The 16,117-nt window shown below is 64.6% G+C and carries 14 protein-coding genes; 6 read left to right on the top strand and 8 right to left on the bottom strand.

Translation table 11 applies throughout. From position 1 onward, the window contains the following. Positions 1-159: 159 nt before the first annotated feature. Positions 160-1,806 (top strand): malate dehydrogenase (quinone), encoded by a 1,647-nt coding sequence (gene mqo / locus DN388_RS11630; RefSeq protein WP_058540324.1) that lies wholly within the window; start codon positions 160-162, stop codon positions 1,804-1,806. Between the two features lie 16 nt (positions 1,807-1,822). Here mqo and DN388_RS11625 read toward each other — a convergent pair whose 3' ends face one another. Then, positions 1,823-2,653: a LysR family transcriptional regulator gene (locus tag DN388_RS11625; RefSeq protein ID WP_254999887.1), complete on the bottom strand. Its 831-nt coding sequence runs from the start codon at positions 2,651-2,653 to the stop codon at positions 1,823-1,825. 101 nt (positions 2,654-2,754) lie between these two features. Between DN388_RS11625 and DN388_RS11620 the strand changes: the two genes are divergently transcribed. Further along, positions 2,755-3,480 carry an SDR family oxidoreductase gene (locus DN388_RS11620; RefSeq protein WP_043864027.1) on the top strand — a complete coding sequence of 242 codons (726 nt, stop codon included), beginning with the start codon at positions 2,755-2,757 and terminating at the stop codon, positions 3,478-3,480. Between the two features lie 18 nt (positions 3,481-3,498). Here the strand turns inward: DN388_RS11620 and DN388_RS11615 are convergent, their stop codons facing one another. From DN388_RS11615 to DN388_RS11590, 6 genes are all read right to left on the bottom strand, one after another. Beyond that, entirely contained in the window at positions 3,499-6,003 is a 2,505-nt protein-coding gene (locus tag DN388_RS11615) for a TonB-dependent receptor (protein ID WP_254999886.1), read from the bottom strand. A gap of 126 nt (positions 6,004-6,129) precedes the next feature. Then, positions 6,130-7,110 carry a FecR domain-containing protein gene (locus DN388_RS11610; RefSeq protein ID WP_054914364.1) on the bottom strand — a complete coding sequence of 327 codons (981 nt, stop codon included), beginning with the start codon at positions 7,108-7,110 and terminating at the stop codon, positions 6,130-6,132. Between the two features lie 55 nt (positions 7,111-7,165). Further along, positions 7,166-7,663: an RNA polymerase sigma factor gene (locus DN388_RS11605; RefSeq protein ID WP_043864025.1), complete on the bottom strand. Its 498-nt coding sequence runs from the start codon at positions 7,661-7,663 to the stop codon at positions 7,166-7,168. A 147-nt stretch (positions 7,664-7,810) separates the two neighbouring features. Continuing rightward, a complete protein-coding gene (locus tag DN388_RS11600; protein ID WP_078481125.1) occupies positions 7,811-8,341 on the bottom strand; it encodes a cupin in 531 nt (176 codons plus the stop codon). 91 nt (positions 8,342-8,432) lie between these two features. Then, positions 8,433-9,263, bottom strand: a complete 831-nt coding sequence (locus DN388_RS11595; RefSeq protein WP_043864022.1) for an alpha/beta fold hydrolase — start codon at positions 9,261-9,263, stop codon at positions 8,433-8,435. A 146-nt stretch (positions 9,264-9,409) separates the two neighbouring features. Then, a complete protein-coding gene (locus DN388_RS11590; protein ID WP_054914368.1) occupies positions 9,410-11,269 on the bottom strand; it encodes an ABC transporter ATP-binding protein in 1,860 nt (619 codons plus the stop codon). A gap of 221 nt (positions 11,270-11,490) precedes the next feature. On the opposite strand from DN388_RS11590, the gene DN388_RS11585 reads away from it, so the two are divergent. Beyond that, a complete protein-coding gene (locus DN388_RS11585; protein WP_254999883.1) occupies positions 11,491-12,276 on the top strand; it encodes a PhzF family phenazine biosynthesis protein in 786 nt (261 codons plus the stop codon). Positions 12,277-12,357: 81 nt separating this feature from the next. Next, positions 12,358-12,576 (top strand): hypothetical protein, encoded by a 219-nt coding sequence (locus DN388_RS11580; protein WP_043864019.1) that lies wholly within the window; start codon positions 12,358-12,360, stop codon positions 12,574-12,576. 45 nt (positions 12,577-12,621) lie between these two features. Here DN388_RS11580 and DN388_RS11575 read toward each other — a convergent pair whose 3' ends face one another. Next, positions 12,622-13,497 (bottom strand): helix-turn-helix domain-containing protein, encoded by an 876-nt coding sequence (locus DN388_RS11575; RefSeq protein ID WP_052504313.1) that lies wholly within the window; start codon positions 13,495-13,497, stop codon positions 12,622-12,624. 219 nt (positions 13,498-13,716) lie between these two features. Here DN388_RS11575 and DN388_RS11570 point away from each other — a divergent pair, with 219 nt between their 5' ends. Continuing rightward, entirely contained in the window at positions 13,717-14,571 is an 855-nt protein-coding gene (locus DN388_RS11570) for a hypothetical protein (RefSeq protein WP_052504312.1), read from the top strand. A gap of 162 nt (positions 14,572-14,733) precedes the next feature. Next, on the top strand, positions 14,734-15,969 hold the full coding sequence (locus tag DN388_RS11565) for an MFS transporter (protein WP_043864017.1): 1,236 nt from the start codon (positions 14,734-14,736) through the stop codon (positions 15,967-15,969). Positions 15,970-16,117 lie beyond the last annotated feature (148 nt).

Here is a 16,117-nt window from a genome sequence, read left to right as displayed (position 1 = left end):
TGGTTCAGTTTGATAGCGTTTTGCCCGTGCCCTGGCGCCGCCGCGGCCCGATCCAAGGGAACCCCACTGACTGCACCGGGTCGCTTGTACGGCTTGTCATGCGCGATCCATGAGCCACACTCACTGGATCGTCTCGTAATGCAATTGGGGGGATATGCCATGAAGTTCGCAAGGAACGTGGCCACATTGGGCCTGGCCGTGTCGCTGGCGGCCGGCCAGGCGCAGGGGGCGGAATCGAAGAAGGTCGATGTACTGCTGGTGGGGGGCGGCATCATGAGCGCCACGCTGGCAATCTGGCTCAACGAGCTGGAGCCGGGCTGGTCGATGGAGATGGTCGAGCGCCTGGACGGGGTGGCCGAGGAAAGCTCCAACGGCTGGAACAACGCCGGCACCGGGCACTCGGCGCTGGCCGAGCTGAACTACACGCCCGAGGACAAGGACGGCAAGATCAACATCACCAAGGCGGTGGAGATCAACGAGGCGTTCCAGGTGACGCGCCAGTTCCTGGCCTGGCAGGTCAAGAACGGGGTGCTGAAGAACCCGCGCTCGTTCATCAATTCCACGCCGCACATGAGCTTCGTGTGGGGTGACGACAACATCAGTTTCCTCAAGCGCCGCTACGAGGCGCTGCAGGCCAGCCCCCTGTTCCGGCCGATGCAGTACTCCGAAGACCCGGCACAGATCCGCAAGTGGGTGCCGCTGATGATGGAGGGCCGCGACCCCAACCAGAAGATCGCCGCCACCTGGACGCCGATCGGCACCGACGTGAACTTCGGCGAGATCACCCGCCAGTTCGTGGCGCACCTGCAGCAGCAGGAGAATTTCTCGCTCAAGCTGTCCAGCGAGGTCGAGGACATCCGTCGCAATGACGACGGCTCCTGGCACGTGGAGTACAAGAACCTCAAGAGCGGCGAGAAGTCGACCGCCGATGCCAAGTTCCTGTTCATCGGTGCCGGCGGCGCGGCGCTGCCGCTGCTGCAGAAGTCCGGCATTCCCGAGGCCCAGGACTACGCGGGCTTCCCGGTGGGCGGCTCGTTCCTGGTCACCGACAACCCCACCATCGCCCAGCAGCACATGGCCAAGGCCTACGGCATCGCCGCCACGGGCGCGCCACCGATGTCGGTGCCGCACCTGGATACCCGGGTACTCGATGGCAAGCGGGTGATCCTGTTCGGGCCGTTCGCGACCTTCTCCACCAAGTTTCTCAAGGAAGGCTCGTACCTGGACCTGTTCTCCAGCATGACCACCCATAACCTGTGGCCCATGACCAAGGTGGGGATCGACCAGTTCGACCTGGTGCAGTACCTGGCAGGCCAGCTGATGCAATCGGACGACGACCGCTTCGAGGCGCTGCAGACCTACTTCCCCCAGGCCAAGAAGGAAGACTGGCGCCTGTGGCAGGCCGGGCAGCGGGTGCAGATCATCAAGCGCGACAAGGAAAAGGGCGGGGTGCTCAAGCTGGGCACCGAGGTGGTGAGCGCGGCCGATGGCAGCATTGCCGGGCTGCTGGGCGCATCGCCCGGCGCATCCACGGCGGCGCCGATCATGCTCGAAGTGCTGCAGAAGGTGTTCAAGGACAAGGTCGCCAGCCCGGCCTGGCAGCAGAAGCTGCACCAGATCGTGCCCAGCTACGGCACCCACCTGAACGACGACCCGGCCCGGGTGCAGCAGGAGTGGGCCTACACCAGCGAGATACTGCAGCTTGCGCCGCCACCGGGCATCGATACCCAGGCGCCGCAGCAGTCGCCGGCCACCGACCCGATCGGCCAGAAGCACAGCGACTCGGACCCTGACCTGGCGCCATGACCTCGGCGCTTCGTGCTCAGGGCAGGGGCGACGCCCAGGTACCGGTCGGGGCGTCGCGCAGCGCGGCGTGCAGCAGGCGCAGCACCGGGTGCTCCAGCGCAGTGCCGCTGTAGCACAGGCCCACCCGGCGACTGGGCAGCGGGCTGTTGAGCGCATGCACCTGCACCCCTTGTGCCGCGCTCACCAGCGAGTGCGGCAGCGCCGCCACGCCGACCCCGGCCGCCACCAGCAGCAGCGACTGTTGCAGCGAGCCGCTGCTGGCCACCGCCGACGCGGTGGAGTTGCCATACAGCGCCATCAGGCGCTGGTGGGAGGGGTGTTCGGGGCAGATGACCCAGGGGTACAGGCTGGTGACCGTGCCCGGTTGCCTGCCGGCTGCGCTCACCAGCACGAACGGGTCGTCCCACACCGGCAGGAACAGCTCGTCTTCGCAGCACTGTTCTTCCACCGCCAGGCGCGCATCGCCGGCACAGCCCTCGTGCAGCGTGATGTACAGGTGCGCCACCACCTGGTGGGCAAAGCGCAGAAACGCAGCGACCTGCACGGGGCTCAGGTCCGGCTCGATGCCCAGGCTCAGGTGCTGGCGCGCATCGCTGGTGCGAAAGCGCTGGCGCAGGGCCTCGGCCTCGCTGACCAGCGCGCAGGCCTGCGGGTACAGCGAACGCGCCGCCTCGCTCACCTCCACCCCTCGCGACTGGCGGTTGAACAGGGTGGCGCCCAAGGCTTCTTCGAGCTGGCGGATGGTCACCGACAAGGTCGGCTGGCTGATGCACAGGCGCTGGGCGGCGCTGGTGATGTTGCGTTCTTCGAACACCGCCACAAAGGCTTTGAGGTGCCGGATATCCATAGGTAAGGCCGATGTCTGCAAGAGGAATTAAGCATTTTATCTGCTGTGGCCGGCACTATACGCTTTGCGTCATCTGATAAACCAATGACGGAAGCACTTTCATGAACAAACCCCTGATCATCGTGACCGGCGCCAGCTCGGGCATCGGCGAAGCAGTCGCGCGCCTGTTCTCTGCCCAGGGCCACCCCCTGCTGCTGCTGGCCCGGCGCGTGGAGCGCCTGCTCGCACTGGGCTTGCCCGCCACCCTGTGCAAGGGTGTCGATGTCACCGACCGCGAGGCGCTGCTGGCTGCGGTGAAGGAGGCCGAGGCGCAGTACGGCCCGGCCGATGCGATCGTCAACAATGCGGGGGTGATGCTGCTGGGAGATACCGCCACCCAGGCCCCCGAGCAGTGGGAGCGCATGCTGGATGTGAACGTCAAGGGCCTGCTCAACGGCATCCATGCGGTACTGGGCGGCATGATCGAACGCAACCACGGCACGGTGATCAACGTCGGCTCGGTGGCCGGGCGCAAGACCTTCCCCAACCATGTGGCCTACGTGGGCACCAAGTTTGCCGTGCACGCGATCTCGGAAAACCTGCGCGAAGAAGTGGCGGCGCACAACGTGCGGGTCATCACCATCGCGCCGGGTGCGGTGGAAACCGAGCTGCTCGGCCACACCACCGATGAGGCGATCAAGTCCGGCTACCAGGACTGGAAGGCCGGCATGGGCGGCGTGGTGCTGTCGGCGGACGATGTGGCCAATGCGATCCGCTACGCCTACGAACAGCCTCAGGGCGTGTGCATCCGCGAGATCGTGCTGGCGGCGACCCGCCAGCAGGCCTGATGGCGTGCGCGTTGCGCGTCAGAAGCTGTACCTGACGTTGAACATCACGTTGCGCGGGTCGCCGTAGTAGACCGAGTAGTAGTTGCCGATGCCGCTGTAGTACGTCTTGTCGAACAGGTTGTTGAGGTTGGCCGACACCTTCAGTTGCTTGCTCACGTCATACGCGGCCATCAGGCCGACCACGCCGTAGGCGTCCTGGAAGAACTTGTGGCTGGGCAGCGCCACGTCGTTGACGTCGTCGTAGAAGGTGTCGTCGACGAAGTAGGTGCGGCTCTGCCACTGCCAGTTGCCGCCCACGGTGAGCTTGTTCAGCTCGGCCGGCAGGCGGTAGCTGGTGGCGACCTTGAGCAGGTGCTGGGGCTGGTTGGTCGCCACGCGCCGGTGATCGGCGTCGTAGGAGGCCTGATAGACGTAGCCGGCGTTGATGTTCCAGTCGGGCAGGATCTCGCCGGACATTTCCAGCTCCACACCGCGGGTGGTGGCGCCCTGCACGGCGCGCATCACTTCATTGCCGAACTCCCCGGTGGTGCCGGTCGACTGCGCCAGGTTGTCCTGCTTGAGCTCGAACAGCGCCAGGCTGGCATTCAGGCGACGGTCGAAATACTCGCCCTTGATTCCCACTTCGTAGCTTTGCCCGGTGAGCGGGTCCAGCGGCTTGTTGTCGGCACCCCGGTTGTAGGGCTGCGGCTTGAAGATGTCGGTGTAGCTGGCGTACACGGTGTGCTGGTCGTCGAGGTCGTAGGTGATACCGGCATAGGGGATCACTTCACCGGTGTCGCGGGTGGCGGTGCGGCTGCTGCGCGGCAGCGCGTTGATGCTGTCCAGGCTCCACGCGTAGTCGGTGACCCGCGCCCCCAGCACCAGGTTGAGTGCGTCGGTGGGCTTGAGCACGACCGCAGCATAGCCGACCTTCTGCGTGGTCTTGATATCGAAGGTCGACCACCAGGCCCAGTCGGTGGGGTAGGCGGCGTTGTTGTTCCAGTCGAAGGCATCGGGTGCCACGGCGTCGGTGCTGCCGTCGGTACGGTCCGATTGCGCGGTGGTGTGGGCATAGGTGTAGCCCACCACCAGGTCGTGGCTTCTGCCCAGCAGCGAGAACGGGCCCTTGGCGTAGATATCGAAGGACTTCTCGTCGGTATCGGTGTTGAACTTGGCCGCACCGCCCGGGTAGTAGCCGTGGGCGACGCTGTTGTCGTTCGGGTCGACATGGGCGGTGGCCAGGCCTGCGATGATCTCGCGCGAGGCATAGTTGCGGTAGCTGGCGGTGGCCTTGAGCGACCACTCGTTGTCGAACTGGTGATCGATGCTGGCGAATGCGCGCTGGGTGCGATGGTTGCGGTAGGCCCACTTGTCCGCCGGGTTGGTGGAGCGCGAGAAGCGCACCGGCGTGCCGTTCTTGTAGAAGGCCGGCAGGTGGGTGGTGGAGGACGCGTCGTTGTCGTTCTGCTGGTACTCGTAGCCCACGCTCAGCACGGTGGCGTCAGACAGGTCGCCGTCGAGCACGCCGTAGAAGATGTCCTGTTGCTGCTTCTGGTAGTCGATGAAGGTGTGCTGCTGTTCACGGGCCGCGACGAAACGCCCGCGCAGGGCGCCGCTGTCGAGCAGCGGTCCGGACACGTCCAGCTCGGTGCGGTAGTGATCCCACGAGCCTGCGCCGGCGGACACATGGCCCTGAAACTGGGCAGTGGGCCGCTTGCGCACCAGGTTGATCACCCCCGACGGGTAGCCGATGCCGTTGACCAGCCCGGTGGCGCCCTTGAGCACCTCGACGCGGTCGTAGATCACCGAGTTGGTGATGCTGTAGTTGTCGCGCAGGTTGCCGGCGTCGGTGCTCAGGCTGGGCACGCCGTCGTACTGGAAGTTCTGGATCTCGAAGCCGCGCGAGTAGAAGGTGAAGCCTTCGGAGTTCTCGCGGTTGACGGTGATGCCCGGGGTTTGCTGCATCACCTCGGACAGGTTGTTCAGGCCCTGGTCGTCCATCTGCTGGCGGGTGATCACGCTGATCGACTGCGGGGTCTTGCGCAGCGACATGTCCAGGCGCGTGGCGGTGCTGGTCTGCCCGGTGGTGTAGGAGCCGCTGCCCTCGGTGGTGCTGCCCAGGCTCCAGGCGCTGTTGATGGTGGTGGCACCCAGTTCGATGTTGTTGCCGGCGCTGTCTGGCAGCGGTACCAGGTACAGGGTCGAGGCGTCACTGCGCCCGAAGGTGAAGCCGCTGCCGGCCAGCAGTTGGGCCAGGGCCTGATCGGCGGAGTAGCTGCCCTTGACCGGTGCGCTGCGCAGGCCGGCGTCCAGGTTGCCGTCGAGCATCACGTTCTGCCCGGTCTGCTGGCTGAACACCAGCAATGCCTGGCGCAGTTGCTGGGCGGGGATATCGAATGCCGTGTGCACGCTGACCGCCCCTGTACCGGGCGCGGGCAGCTGGGCCTGGGCCGGTTGGGCCAGCAGCGCGCAACTGATCGCGGCGCTCAGCGCCGACATGCGCCAGCACGAACCCTGGGGGAACAACGTCTGGGGTGTTGCCATTTCCTTGACTCCTCGGCAGAACGACTTCGCCTGTTTGCGAATGGGTTTCATCTGCTGGTGATGACGCACGAGGAGTGTAAATGTCTGATGGGTACTGCAAATAATTTTCAATCAGCCATCGGCGGGTCAGGCAGGGCGGATGATGGTCACCAGATCGGTGTAGCGGCTCAGGCGGATCGGCAAGGTGCGCGCCAGCACATCGAGCATCTGCTCGGGGTGCTGGCGATTGAGGATCAGGCTCACAGGGCGTGCCGCCAGGCGCTCGTCGGCGATGAAGATGCGGCCCTCGCGCCAGCGCTGCAGGTGATTGACCACCTTGGCCAGGGGCGTGTCGAAGAACACCAGGCTGCCGTTGCGCCAGGCCAGCACCTGGTCCAGTTCGGCGCGCTGCACCGGGCCGAGCCCGGCGGCGCCGAAGGTCACGGCCTCGCCCTGGCCCAGCTGTGCCTGCTGGCCGGGGATTTGCACCCCGGCATTGTGCTCACTGACGGCCAGGTCGGCGCTGCCGGCGTCGCAGGACAGGCAGAACGCACCCTGGTGGCTGACCACGGTGCCGGCCTCGGTGTCGATGCGCAGCGGGCGGGTATCGGCGGCCACCTTGAAATAGGCCTGACCACGCAGCATGCGCAGGCGCCGCGTGGTGCCGGAAAAGTCGAGGTCCAGGGCGGTGTTGCCGGCCAGTTCGATCACGCTGCCATCGGGCAGGCGCTCGGTGCGGGTTTCACCCACGCGCGTGTGCAGGTCGGCAAACGACAGGCCGTCGCCCTTGAGCCACAGCGTGGCCGAGCCGGTGGCCACTGCGGCGGTGCACGCCGCCATGGCCAGTTGCATGAAGCGCCGCCGCGAGACGCCGCGGGCCTTGGGGGCAGGCGGCGCCTGCACGGCAGGCAGCTCGGCGGCCAGGGCCCACAGCGCTTCGAGTTCCAGGTAGGCCTTGGCATGGCGCGGGTCGGCCAGCATCCACTCAAGCCACTGCTCGTGCTCGGCCTGGCTGGCCGAGCCTTCGAAGATCAGCGCGAACCAGGCGCAGGCCTGCTGCGAGATGGGGTCGGCCTGGGGCTCGTCGGGCGAGGCCGGGGCCGGCGTGGGGAAGGGCGGTTCAGCCATGGGTCGGGTCACTGTGCGCGCGGTGAGGTGTACAGGGGCGCATGATAGTCCACTCTCACTCGGACATGCCCAGCTTGAGCAATTCCAGTGCCCGCACCATGCGGCTGTAGGCGGTCTTGGGCGAAATGCCCAGGCGTTCACCGATCTCCACGTAGGTCAGGCCTTCGCCGCGCGCCAGCAGAAACACCTCGCGGCAAGGCTCGGGCATGCGCTGCATCACGCGGTTGAGCGTGGCCAGCTGGTCCTGGGCGATCACCGTGCGTTCCAGGCTCGGGGTCTTCTGCTCCAGCGCCTGCAGCTCGGTGGGCTCGACCACCTCGCCCTTGCGGTGGCGCTCGCGACGCAGGTAGTCGATGAACAGGTTGCGCGCGCACAGAAACAGGTACGCGCGAAAGTTGTCGATGGGCGTGCGCCCCAGCTGTTCGGACAGGCGAATGAAGGTTTCCTGAGTCAGGTCTGCGGCGGTGTCCTTGCAGCGCACCTGACGATTCAGGTAGTCCTGAATTTCTTCACGGTGGGCAAGGTACAACGCCTTGAGGTCTGCGCTTGACACGAAACACCTGCGAGCTGGGGGTCAGGGAGCGCAGGAAGATAACAGGAATTAATATCATTTAAAACAACGCGGCAGAGGCGCTGGGGTAGCGTCTCTAGCGGTTCGGGAGCAATCGGGCCTGGGCCCGCTGGAGCCAGACGCTGCCCTTCAACGCTGGTTGAGCCAATGCTGCTGGTAGGCCCCTTGCGGGTCCTGCACCGGGCCGTGATCGGGAAAGGGCAGGTTGGCGATGCACGCAAGCTGGGCCTGGGTTGGCGCTTCGCGTCGGATGTCTGCGTGCTGCCCGGGCGGGTAGGCCCCCACCACCAGAAAGCCCGGGCTGCAATCGAGTTTGCAGTGGCCCGTGCCGGCGGGCAGCAACAGCACATCGCCTGCACTCACCTGTACTTCGCGGCCCCGCGGGCCGCCCAGCATCAGCCTTGCCTGGCCACACACCACGCCGAGCGCTTCGTGGCCCTCGGTGTGGTAGTGGTGGTAGGCGTAGATGCCATCGCGCCATTGCGCCGGCCAGCCATTGGCCTCGAAAGTGCGTTCGATTTGCGCCGCCGGATCACTGCCATGCAGCGCAATCGCGTGGGGGTAGATCAGCACCGGCAGCCGGGTATTGTTGGGCACCCAGTCATCGGGTTGCAGCCTCAGTACCTGCGAGGCCGTTGAAGGTGTGTGTCGAGTGTTCATGGTCGACCCTCGGCGATGAAGCCGGGGCGGCATCGGGTTGCCAGCCCGGCGTGGTGAGAGGGAGGGGCAGGTGGATGCCTGCCCCGGTCGTCTAGCTTCGCAGGAACGCGAGCAGATCGGCGTTGATCGTGTCGGCGTCGGTGGTCGGCATGCCATGCGGCAAGCCCGCATAGGTTTTCAGGGTGCCGTTCTGCAACAGCTTCGCTGACCGCGGCCCTGAGTTTGCATAGGGCACGATCTGGTCATCGTCCCCGTGCATCACCAGGACGGGAATCGTGATGCGCTTGAGGTCGTCGGTGAAGTCGGTCTGGGAGAAGGCCACGATCCCGTCAAGGTGTGCCTTGGCGCAGCCCATCATGCCCTGGCGCCACCAGTTCAGGATGGTACCCTCGCTGGCGTTTGCGCCTGGGCGGTTGTAGCCATAGAACGGGCCCGACGGCAGGTCATGGTAGAACTGTGCGCGGTTGGCCTTGAGCTGCGCCTGCAAGTCATCGAATACCGACCTGGGCAAGCCGTCCGGATTGTTTGGGGTCTGGACCATCAGCGGTGGCACGGCACTGATGAGGGCAGCCTTCGACACACGCTCCTGGCCATGGCGAACGATGTAGCGGATCACCTCGCCGCCGCCGGTGGAGTGCCCCACGTGGGCTGCACCCTGCACGCCAAGATGGTCGACCACGGCCGCAACGTCGTCCGCATAGTGATCCATGTCGTGCCCGTCCCACACCTGGCTGGAGCGCCCGTGGCCGCGGCGGTCGTGTGCGACGACCCGGTAGCCGTGATCAAGGAAGAACAGCATCTGCGCATCCCAGTCGTCGGCACTGAGTGGCCACCCGTGGTGAAAGACGATCACCGGGGCATCGCGTGGGCCCCAGTCCTTGTAGAAAATCTCGACACCGTCCCGCGTAGTGACATACCCCATGTTCGTGGCTCCCGAGTGAAGTGGAGGGCGTGGTCAGTATCGTGTTGTGATCATGACCAGGTGAACAAAGTGCAGATCAGCGGATGAACGGCCTGCGCAGACGCTGCGATAGCCGTTGACCACGGACCATCGCAGGCTTGTACGGCTCAGTCCTGATGCATGGCCTGTGCTACCCCCTGATCCTCACCCAGGAACCCGCCACTCTGGTGGTGCCACAGCTGCGCATAGGTGCCATTTCTGGCAAGCAACTCGGCGTGGGTACCCTGCTCGATGATGCGCCCGTCATCCATCACCACCAGCCTGTCCATGGCCGCAATGGTGGACAGACGGTGGGCGATGGCGATCACGGTCTTGCCCTGCATCATCTCGTCGAGGCTTTCCTGGATGGCCACTTCGACCTCGGAGTCCAGTGCGCTGGTGGCTTCGTCCAGCAGCAGGATCGGGGCGTTCTTGAGCATTACTCGGGCGATCGCGACGCGCTGGCGCTGGCCCCCCGACAGCTTGATGCCGCGCTCGCCCACCAGGGTGTCGTAGCCGCTATGGCCTTGCTGGTCGCTCAACTGGCTGATGAAACCGTCGGCCTGGGCACTGGCGGCTGCGCTGCGGACCTGTTCGTCGGTGGCGTCGGGCCGGCCATAGGCGATGTTGTCGCGAATGGAACGGTGCAGCAGCGAGGTGTCCTGGGTGACCATGCCGATGGCGCTGCGCAGGCTGTCCTGGGTCACATGGGCGATGTCCTGCCCGTCGATGCGGATCTGGCCGCTGTCGACGTCATAGAAGCGCAGCAGCAGGTTGATGAGCGTGGACTTGCCCGCGCCGGAGCGCCCCACCAGGCCGATCTTTTCACCCGGGCGAATGCTCAGGCTCAGGCCGTCGAGCACCTGGCGCTCGCCGTTGTAGTTGAAGCTCACCTTGTCGAAGGTGACCGCGCCGCCGCGGGTCTGCAGCACCTTGGCGTCGGGGGCATCCTTGACCTTGGGGCCGCGGGTCAGGGTGGCCATGCCGTCCTGCACGGTGCCGATGTTCTCGAATAGCGAGGTCATCTGCCACATGATCCAGTGCGACATGCCATTGATGCGCAGCGCCATGGCGGTGATCGCCGCCACGGCACCTGCGCCGACCTCGCCCTGGTGCCACAGCCACAGGGCATAGCCGCCGGCGGCCATGATCAGGGCCACCACCAGTGCCTGGTTGACGATCTCGAACTGGCTGACCAGGCGCATCTGGCGAAAGCCGGTCTGCTTGAAGTCTTCCATCGCCGCACGGGCGAAGTGCGCCTCGCGGTTGGAGTGGGAGAACAGCTTCACCGTGGTGATGTTGGTGTAGGCGTCGGAAATGCGCCCGGTCATCATCGAGCGAGCGTTGGCCTGCTCCTGTCCGACCTTGCCCAGGCGCGGCACGAAGTACAGCATGGCCAGGCCGAACAGCACCACCCAGGCAACGAAGGGCAGCATGAGCTTGAGCGCGAAGCCGCCGGCCAGCGCGATGATCGCGATGAAGTACACCCCGATGCCGGGGGCGATCTCGATCAGGGTGAACAGCAGGTCGCGCACCGCCAGTGCGGTCTGCATGACCTTGGTGGTGACGCGCCCGGAGAATTCGTCGGAAAAGAACGACAGGCTCTGGCGCAGCATCAGGCGGTGGAAGTCCCAGCGCAGGCGCAAGGGCAGGTTGATTGCCAGTATCTGGTGCTGAACCATGGTGCGCAGGGCCACCAGCCCGACGCTGCACAGCATCACGATGCCGATGCCCCACAGCACGCGGCGTTCCTGCGCTGCCGCATCGCCCCCGGCCTGCCAGGTGGAGAGCAGGTCCACGACCTGGCCCAGGAACGAAAACAGCCAGGCTTCATAGATGGACACCGCAGCGCTGAGCAGTGCGAACGCCAGAATGTAGCCGCGCGCACCCCGCGTGCACGCCCACAGAAAGCGTGCCAGGCCCACGGGCGGCGGGGGCACCTCGTCAGGAGGGAAAGGGTCGAGCCTTCGTTCAAATGCACGAAGCATGGTGGTCTCCAAAACGATCGAATGGGGGCAATTCTGACATCGAACGGCGGGCTTGCGGGATTTGGGGGAAGTGAAGAGGCGGAGGTGGTGTGCTGCGCTGGTTGAGAGAAAGGCCGCAATCGACCCAACGCGGGTTCCCGCTTCAGAATTTCAACAATAAATTGATAATTCAACGATTGGTTGATATTTTCTAGGCCCGACGATCATTACTTGGGTGCCCGATGCAACTCGATATTTTCCAGGTGGACGCTTTTTCTTCCGAGACGTTCGGCGGCAACCCGGCGGCTGTGTGCCCGCTGGACGCCTGGCTGCCTGATGCGACGCTGCAACGGATCGCAGCAGAGAACAATGTGTCCGAGACGGCCTATTGGGTACGCAACGGTGAGGTGTTCGAGCTGCGCTGGTTTACCCCCGCAGTGGAGGTCGATATGTGCGGGCACGCCACGTTGGCCGCCGCCTGGGTGCTGTTCGAACAGCTTGGTGAATGCCGCGACACGCTGCGTTTTTCCACCCGCAGCGGTGAACTGCGAGTGCGCCGCGAAGGCGGTCGCCTGGCCATGGACTTTCCGGCCAAGCAGCCTGAAGCCGTAGCCCTGCCGCCTGGCCTGCTGCAGGCCTTGGGGCTGGAGCAGGCCGAGGCGCTGTATCGCACGGACGATTACCTGGTGGTGGTCGAGGATGAAAGCATCGTCGCCGGGCTCGACCCCGACTTTGCCGCCCTGGCCGCATTCGAGGTGCGCGGGGTTGCCGTGACCGCGCCGGGTCGTCACATGGACTTCGTCTCGCGCTGGTTCGGGCCGCGAGTGGGGGTCAACGAAGACCCTGTCACCGGCTCGGCCCACACTTCGCTGGCGACCTACTGGGCCCAACGCCTGGGCAAGCGCAGCCTGAGTGCCGAGCAGGGCGGGGCGCGCAAGGGCCAACTGCACTGCGAAGTCCTGGACAACGACCGGGTCATCATCAGCGGTCACGCGGCGCTCTACCTGCGCGGCACCATCTTCATCTGAGACCGGCCGGCCAAATCACTTCAAACTTTTCCTACCTCACGGGTTCTGCTTAGTAACACCCCGCACTCGAAGGAGAACCCGATGAAACCCACCGATACCAAGCAGGGCGACAAGGTCCCGCGGCCACTCTCGTCGGACCAGGCGCAGAAGGGCACGCCATCCCCCGACCCGGTGCTGGAACAACCGGACCCGGATACCGAGGCAGTGGACAAGGTGATCACGCCGACGTCCATCAAGGAGCAGGAAGAAAAGACCCGCGAAATCCAGCGGCGCCTGGCCGAGGCGCAAAGGAAGGGCTGAAAGCGGCCCTGCCGGGCCCTGCGTGCCTTGGCGTGCCAGCGCCAGTCACAGCTTGGCGAGCAGGTGCTGCAGTTTTTTCGTGGCTTCGCGCCCGGAACAGGCGCGGCTGAGCAGGTCGCTGGACATGTTCTTGTACATGTCCACGGCCTGGGCAGAGGAGGTGACGCTGGCAATGCCCACATGCAGGTTGGGCAGCTCCCCTAGCCGGTAAGGGCTCACCGCCACGTAGCTGGTGGTCTTCTGCTCGAAGATCTGGAAGGTGGCGCTGGGCAGTGCCTCGTCGATCAGGTAGATTCCCGGGTGATCGCTGTTGGTCTCGACGATGGAGATCAGGTTCTCGATTTCCTTGCGTGCCAGCAGGGCGCGCTCCATTCGCACGCTGGGGGGCAGGTCCAGGCGACCGACCAGGCCGATGTGCAGGTAACGCTCGATCTGACGCAGGCTGACAATCGACCTGACCTGGAATTTTTCGCGAAAGAAGGTGGATTTGCGCTCGTCCAGAATGCTCAGAATCTGGCTCTCCATCGCTTCCTGTGCCGGGCTGAAGCCCTGTGGTCGAGCCTCGTGGAGCATGGTCTGAAACAGCGCCGAGTATTCGGGCGTGGTCAGCAGGTAGGAAAAGGGGTCGAAGTAGGAGATGACGCTGCTGGAACGGGCCTCCAGCTGGCGCATGCGCTCGAAGTAGCCGAGGGCGTTGTCGAAGTACTCCGTATCGGAACCCAGCAGGCTGGTCAGCGACACCTTCAGCAGGTCGGCCAGGCGCTCCAGGGTGTCGAGTTTGACGATCTTGCCCAGTTCCAGGCGGTACACCGCAGCCCGCGAGATGCCGAGCTTGTCGGCCACCTGGTCGGCGTTGAGCTGGCGGCCGATGCGAAAGGCCCGGAGGCGCTCGCCGATTGCCTGGTAATCAATCTGGTTCACTGGGGGATCCTTGTCGTTTTTTCGTGGTGGCATGTTCTACCAGATCGGCTTGACGAGGCCATGGCGCGAGTGTATCAATATTTAGACATGAACTGTTGCTTGTCCAAAAAATATAAAAAAGGCCGACACATGTCCACACCACCCTGCAGCTGCTGCGGCATCGCCTGCGCTGCCACCTGATACCACAACTCCACCCCCCACCTGATAGGAGCTTCCCTGATGAAGACTCGCATCGGCGCGCCCGCGTTCGCGCTTTTCATGACCCCTATGGTGATGGCTGGCCCGCCGCCAGCCTTCAGCGATACCTTTATCGGCTATCGCTACAGCAGCCATTTCTCGGACCCGGGCAAGCGCCAGGACATAGCCAAGCACATTGTCCAGCTTGCCCATGTGAGCAGCTACGCCCTGGGCCAGCAGTTCGCCAACGTGGATGTGTTCAAGTCCGACCGCGATGACCCGCGCAAGGACAGCAGCAGCGGCGCCACCGAGGTCTACCTGACCTACCGCAATCAGTTGCAGCATGCACGGGTGTTCGATCGGCCGCTGGCGTTCGGGCCGGTGAAGGACGTCGCGCTGACCCTGGGCCTGGACTGGAACACCAAGAACAACGCGTTCCAGTCGCGAAAGCGCATGATTTTGATAGGCCCGACCCTCAAGTTCGCGCTGCCGGCAGGGTTTCTCGACCTCAGCCTGTTCTATGCCAGGGAATGGAACCACTGCGGGCTCGACAGCTGCCGGCAGCCGGGCAACCATTCGCGCATGGCGTTCGACCCGTTCTACCAGCTGAACCTGACCTGGGGCATACCGTTCGCGCTGGGCAGCCTGCCGATGAAGTTCCAGGGCTTCTACAGCTACAGCGGCGAGAAGGGCGATGACTACCGGCGCAACCCGACGGCGGATGAACAGCTGATGCGCACCTCGCTGATGCTGGATGCAGGGGCTGTGCTGGGGGGCGCAAGAAACACGCTATGGGTCGGGCCCGGATATGAGTACTGGCGCAACAAGTTCGGCAACCGCCGTGGCGACGGGATCGACGTGGACGCCTTGTCGATCAACCTGGAGTGGCATTTCTGAGCGCGGCGTTTTTTTTGCGAGCCCGCAATCTAAATATTTAGACAATCGCGCAGGCTGGCAGTACGCTTTGTGAAGCCTTGCACGGGCGGACCGGCGGCGATCCTGGGCGGGTTCAGGCGTCAGCTGTCTAAAAAACCATACAAAAACAAGAGGTAAACCAAGATGGCTTCTTCCGAAAAGCGTCCGAAGAAGGACGCGTCACCCAAGAAGGCCCTGATAGCCAGCGTGACCGGCTATGCGATGGACGGCTTCGACCTGCTGATTCTCGGGTTCATGCTGCCGGCGATCACCATCGGTCTCGGTCTGAGTTCCTCGGAGGCTGGCTCGCTGGTGACATGGACGTTGCTCGGCGCCGTGGCCGGGGGGCTGATCTTCGGCCAACTGAGCGACCGCTATGGCCGGGTGCGCATGCTGACCCTGTGCATCCTCACCTTCTCGATATTCACCGGGCTGTGCGCATTCGCCCAGGGCTACTGGGACCTGCTGATCTATCGAACCCTGGCCGGGTTCGGCCTGGGCGGGGAGTTCGGCATCGGCATGGCACTGATCGCCGAAACCTGGCCGGCCAACCGGCGCAATCGTGCTTCTTCCTATGTGGGCATGGGGTGGCAGGCCGGCGTGCTCGCCGCTGCATTGCTCACGCCATTGCTGCTGCCCTACATCGGCTGGCGCGGCATGTTCCTGGTCGGGTTGCTGCCGGCGTTCGTCTCGCTCGTGGTTCGCCATACCATGAGCGAGCCGGCAGAATTCGTGAAGGCCGCAGCCGACCCGGTGCCTTTCGCGCGGCGCTTCACCGACCTGTTCAAGGACCGGCAGACCAGCAAGGCGAGCCTGGGGGTGATGGTGCTCACCTCGGTGCAGAACTTCGGCTACTACGGGCTGATGATCTGGATGCCCAGCTACCTGTCGAACAAGTTCGGCTTCTCGCTGATGGCCTCCGGAACCTGGACCGCAGTGACGGTGCTGGGCATGGCGTTCGGTATCTGGCTGTTCGGGCACCTGGCCGACCGTTTCGGACGCAAGCGCATGTTCCTGCTGTATCAGGCCGGCGCAGCGTTCATGGTCATCGCCTATGCCAACCTCGACAACCCCACGGTCATGCTGTTTGCCGGCGCGATCATGGGCATCTTCGTCAACGGCATGATCGGTGGCTACGGCGCATTGATCTCCGATCTGTACCCCGCGCAGATCCGTGCCACGGCGCAGAACGTGCTGTTCAACGTGGGCAGGGCCGCCGGTGGCTTCGGGCCGCTGGTGGTGGGCGCCGTAGCGCTGCACTATTCGTTCTCGGCGGCCATCATGCTGCTTGCCTCGCTGTATGGGGTGGCGATGCTCGCGACGGTGTTGCTGCTTCCCGCCTGCCAGGCCCACGACGTGCCGAAGCCGCAGCCGGCCTAGCCCGGCGGGATGGTTATGAATTCGCCCTGGCTTATTCGTATCAAAAATTAGACAGAAACACCGAGCTGCAGTACAGTCAGCTTAAGCAATCGCTGAAACACCGCTTCATCTGCCGCTTCATCACTGAGGCGGCATCTACTTTTGACCG

This window comes from Pseudomonas sp. S12(2018), assembly GCF_024355235.1.
Lineage (GTDB): Bacteria > Pseudomonadota > Gammaproteobacteria > Pseudomonadales > Pseudomonadaceae > Aquipseudomonas > Aquipseudomonas palmensis.
Note: the sequence above shows the minus strand (reverse complement) of the source record. Positions and strands in the feature narration are given on the sequence as shown.

Coding starts and splice junctions, on each gene's coding strand:
- DN388_RS11580 (WP_043864019.1), top strand. CDS start 12,358: ATGAAACCCACCGATACCAAGCAGGGCGACAAGGTCCCGCGGCCACTC.
- DN388_RS11610 (WP_054914364.1), bottom strand. CDS start 7,110: ATGGCTGAACCGCCCTTCCCCACGCCGGCCCCGGCCTCGCCCGACGAG.
- mqo (WP_058540324.1), top strand. CDS start 160: ATGAAGTTCGCAAGGAACGTGGCCACATTGGGCCTGGCCGTGTCGCTG.
- DN388_RS11590 (WP_054914368.1), bottom strand. CDS start 11,269: ATGCTTCGTGCATTTGAACGAAGGCTCGACCCTTTCCCTCCTGACGAG.
- DN388_RS11625 (WP_254999887.1), bottom strand. CDS start 2,653: ATGGATATCCGGCACCTCAAAGCCTTTGTGGCGGTGTTCGAAGAACGC.
- DN388_RS11600 (WP_078481125.1), bottom strand. CDS start 8,341: ATGAACACTCGACACACACCTTCAACGGCCTCGCAGGTACTGAGGCTG.
- DN388_RS11595 (WP_043864022.1), bottom strand. CDS start 9,263: ATGGGGTATGTCACTACGCGGGACGGTGTCGAGATTTTCTACAAGGAC.
- DN388_RS11565 (WP_043864017.1), top strand. CDS start 14,734: ATGGCTTCTTCCGAAAAGCGTCCGAAGAAGGACGCGTCACCCAAGAAG.
- DN388_RS11585 (WP_254999883.1), top strand. CDS start 11,491: ATGCAACTCGATATTTTCCAGGTGGACGCTTTTTCTTCCGAGACGTTC.
- DN388_RS11570 (WP_052504312.1), top strand. CDS start 13,717: ATGAAGACTCGCATCGGCGCGCCCGCGTTCGCGCTTTTCATGACCCCT.
- DN388_RS11620 (WP_043864027.1), top strand. CDS start 2,755: ATGAACAAACCCCTGATCATCGTGACCGGCGCCAGCTCGGGCATCGGC.
- DN388_RS11615 (WP_254999886.1), bottom strand. CDS start 6,003: ATGGCAACACCCCAGACGTTGTTCCCCCAGGGTTCGTGCTGGCGCATG.